Raw genomic sequence first — 3,024 nt, 5'->3', positions numbered from 1 at the left:
GATGTTCGCCTGTGAACAGGCCGGCATCCGCCCGGACTTCCTGTGCCTGTCCAAGGCCCTGACCGGCGGCTACCTGCCGCTCGCCGCGGTGGTCACCACCGACGATGTGTACGACGCCTTCTACGACGACTACCCGACCCTGCGGGCCTTCCTGCACTCCCACAGCTACACCGGTAACCCGCTGGCCTGTGCGGCGGCCCTGGCGACCCTGGATATCTTCGAAGAAGACAACGTCATCGAAAACAACAAGGCCCTGGCCCAGCGCATGGCCACCGCCACCGCGCACCTGGTGGACCATCCGCACGTCTCGGAAGTGCGCCAGACCGGCATGGTGCTGGCCATCGAGATGGTGCAGGACAAGGCCACCAAGACCGCCTACCCGTGGCAGGAACGCCGTGGCCTGAAGGTGTTCGAGCATGCGCTGGAGCGAGGCGCTCTGCTGCGGCCGTTGGGCAGCGTGGTGTACTTCCTGCCGCCGTATGTGATCACCCCGGAGCAGATCGACTTCCTGGCTGAAGTGGCCAGCGAAGGGATCGACATTGCCACCAACAGCAAGGTCAGCGTGGCGGTGCCCAAGGATTTCCACCCCGGGTTTCGTGATCCAGGCTGATTGAGTTGATCGTTCCCACGCTCCGCGTGGGAATGCAGCCATGGACGCTCCGCGTCCGCCCTGCACACTATTTCCAGAGAACAGAAATGAGACTGTCCCGCTTTTTTGTCGACGCCCCCCTGAGCCTTGGCGACCAAGAGTTGCCGGAAGCCCAGGCGCACTACATCAGCCGCGTATTGCGCATGAGCGAAGGCGACCCCGTGCAGTTGTTCGACGGTTCCGGCCAGGAGTTTCGCGCCAGCTTGCTGGAAGTCGGCAAAAAACGCGTGGTGGTGCAAGTCACCGAAACCTTCGCCGGGCAGGTCGAGTCGCCGTTGCAGATTCACCTCGGCCAGGGCCTGTCCCGTGGCGAGCGGATGGACTGGGCGATCCAGAAAGCCACCGAGCTTGGGGTGAATGAAATCACCCCGATCTTCAGCGACCGCTGCGAAGTGCGCCTCAAGGACGAACGCGCCGACAAACGCCTGCAGCACTGGCGCCAGGTGGCGATCAGCGCGTGCGAGCAGTGCGGTCGCTCGCGAGTGCCGGTGATTCACCCACCGCTGTTGCTGGCGGATTGGTTGAAACAGGCCGAAGCGGATTTGAAGCTGGTGCTGCACCCGGTGGCCGAGCCCCTGGTGAGCCACGCCAAGCCTGGGAGCCTGGCCTTCCTGATCGGGCCGGAGGGTGGATTGACTGATGGCGAAGTCGAGACGGCACAAGGTGCGGGGTTTCATGCCGCACGGCTGGGCCCACGGGTGCTGCGTACCGAAACTGCGCCAGTCGTGGCGCTGGCCGTAGCCCAACAACTCTGGGGCGACTTCTAAACCCTGCCTTGCAAACCCAATCTAATGTGGGAGCTGGCTTGCCTGCGATAGCGGTGTATCAGCAACAGATGTGCAACTGACCCACCGCTATCGCAGGCAAGCCCGCTCCCACATTTGGATCGGGTTTGCACTCCGTTACTCCACCGGGTCACTCACAGGCGTCGCAATAATCGCCTTCAACTCACTGGTCATCGGGAATTCCAGGTTCAGGCCCTTAGGCGGAATCGGCTGCTCAAACCAGCGCTGGTAAATGCCGTTGATCTCCCCCGAGCTGTACAGCCCGGCCAGGGTCTCGTTGACCACCGCGAGAAACTGCGGGTCGTCCTTGCGCACCATGCAGCTGTAGATTTCCCGCGACTGTTCTTCCCCGACCACCACCCACTTGTGCGGGTCCCTCGCCTTAGCGCGCTCGCCGTAGAGCAACGCGTCATCCATGTAGAACGCCGCCGCCCGGCCGGATTGCAGCATCTGGAAGGCTTCGCCGTGGTCCTTGGCGCTGATCACCGACATGTTCAGTTTGTGATCAACGTTGTAGCTCTTGAGGAACCGCTCGTTGGTGGTACCGGCGGTGGTTACCACGTTCTTGCCTTGCAGGTCGGCGAAGCTTTTGATGCCGCTGTCGTTGGCGGTCAGCAACTGGCCCTTCACGTAGATAAACCCGTAGGAAAACGCCACCTGCTTCTGCCGCTCGGCGGTCACGCCGGTGGAACCGCATTCCAGGTCCACGGTGCCGTTTTGCACCAGGGCTATGCGGGTCTGGGAAGTCACCAGGTTGTACTTCACGTTGAGCTTCGGCACACCGGTTTTCTGCTGGATACGCTCGACGATCTTGTTCGCCAGGTCCACCGAATAGCCCATGGGCTTGCCGCTGTGATCCCCCACATAGGAAAACGGCACCGAGGCATCGCGATAGCCGAGGGTGATGCTCCTGGCGTTGGCGATCTTGCTCAGCGTACCGTCCAAGGGGGCCTCGGTGGCATGGGCCTGAGCCCCCAACAACAGCCCCAGGGTGCAGCCGATCAACGTGATTTTTTGCATTGTTATTCTCCGTTGGTGGTTAAAGGTTCAGGTACGGCGCACTGCAATGACACTGATCTCGACCAGCACGTCCGGTCGCGCCAACTGCGCCTGCAACGTGGTGCGCGTCGGTGCCTGCCCCGGCGATAGCCAGGCGGACCAGACTTCATTCATCGGCGCAAAACCCTCCTGGATATTGTTCAGGTAGATGGTCGCATTCAGCAGATGATCCTTGTCGCTGCCGGCCTCGGCCAGCAGCGCATCTATCCTGGCCAACACCTGTTCGGTCTGGGTCTTCACATCACGGCCTTCGCCCGGCACCTGGCCGGACAAAAACACCAGGTCCTGAAACACCACGGCGCCAGACAAGCGGCTGTTGCTGTTGATTCGGGTGATGGTCATCGAAATATCCTCAAGCGGCACGGGGCGCGAAGCCCTGCATATCAATGGAAGTGGTGTGCCGGCCAATCAACTCGGCCAGTACCTGGCCGCTGCCGCAAGCCAGGGTAAACCCGAGGGCGCCGTGGCCGAGGTTAAGCCACAGGTTGCTGTAGGCGCTGGCACCAATCAACGGCACGCCGGTCGGCGTGG

At 62.0% G+C, this 3,024-nt stretch carries 5 protein-coding genes; 2 read left to right on the top strand and 3 right to left on the bottom strand.

Going from position 1 to position 3,024, the window contains the following annotated elements; all coding sequences use genetic code 11:
* Positions 1 to 610: aminotransferase class III-fold pyridoxal phosphate-dependent enzyme (locus HX846_RS26590; protein WP_178966420.1), on the top strand; the 610-nt coding region annotated here is incomplete at its 5' end.
* Positions 611 to 696: 86 nt separating this feature from the next.
* Complete coding sequence (locus HX846_RS26585; RefSeq protein WP_178966419.1) at positions 697 to 1,416, top strand: 16S rRNA (uracil(1498)-N(3))-methyltransferase; 720 nt, start codon at positions 697 to 699, stop codon at positions 1,414 to 1,416.
* 135 nt (positions 1,417 to 1,551) lie between these two features.
* On the opposite strand, the gene HX846_RS26580 is transcribed toward HX846_RS26585, so the two are convergent.
* The 3 genes from HX846_RS26580 to HX846_RS26570 form a co-directional block, all read right to left on the bottom strand.
* The gene (locus HX846_RS26580; RefSeq protein ID WP_178966418.1) at positions 1,552 to 2,454 is read right to left on the bottom strand and encodes a transporter substrate-binding domain-containing protein; all 903 of its coding nucleotides are present in this window, start codon (positions 2,452 to 2,454) and stop codon (positions 1,552 to 1,554) included.
* A 27-nt stretch (positions 2,455 to 2,481) separates the two neighbouring features.
* A complete protein-coding gene (locus HX846_RS26575) occupies positions 2,482 to 2,835 on the bottom strand; it encodes a RidA family protein (protein WP_087693233.1) in 354 nt (117 codons plus the stop codon).
* A 10-nt stretch (positions 2,836 to 2,845) separates the two neighbouring features.
* Positions 2,846 to 3,024, bottom strand: a 179-nt coding sequence (locus HX846_RS26570) for an FAD-dependent oxidoreductase (RefSeq protein ID WP_178966417.1), incomplete at its 5' end; no start/stop codon positions are given.

The organism is Pseudomonas sp. K5002 (genome assembly GCF_013386655.1).
In the GTDB taxonomy this organism is placed as follows: Bacteria; Pseudomonadota; Gammaproteobacteria; order Pseudomonadales; family Pseudomonadaceae; genus Aquipseudomonas.
Note: the sequence above shows the minus strand (reverse complement) of the source record. Positions and strands in the feature narration are given on the sequence as shown.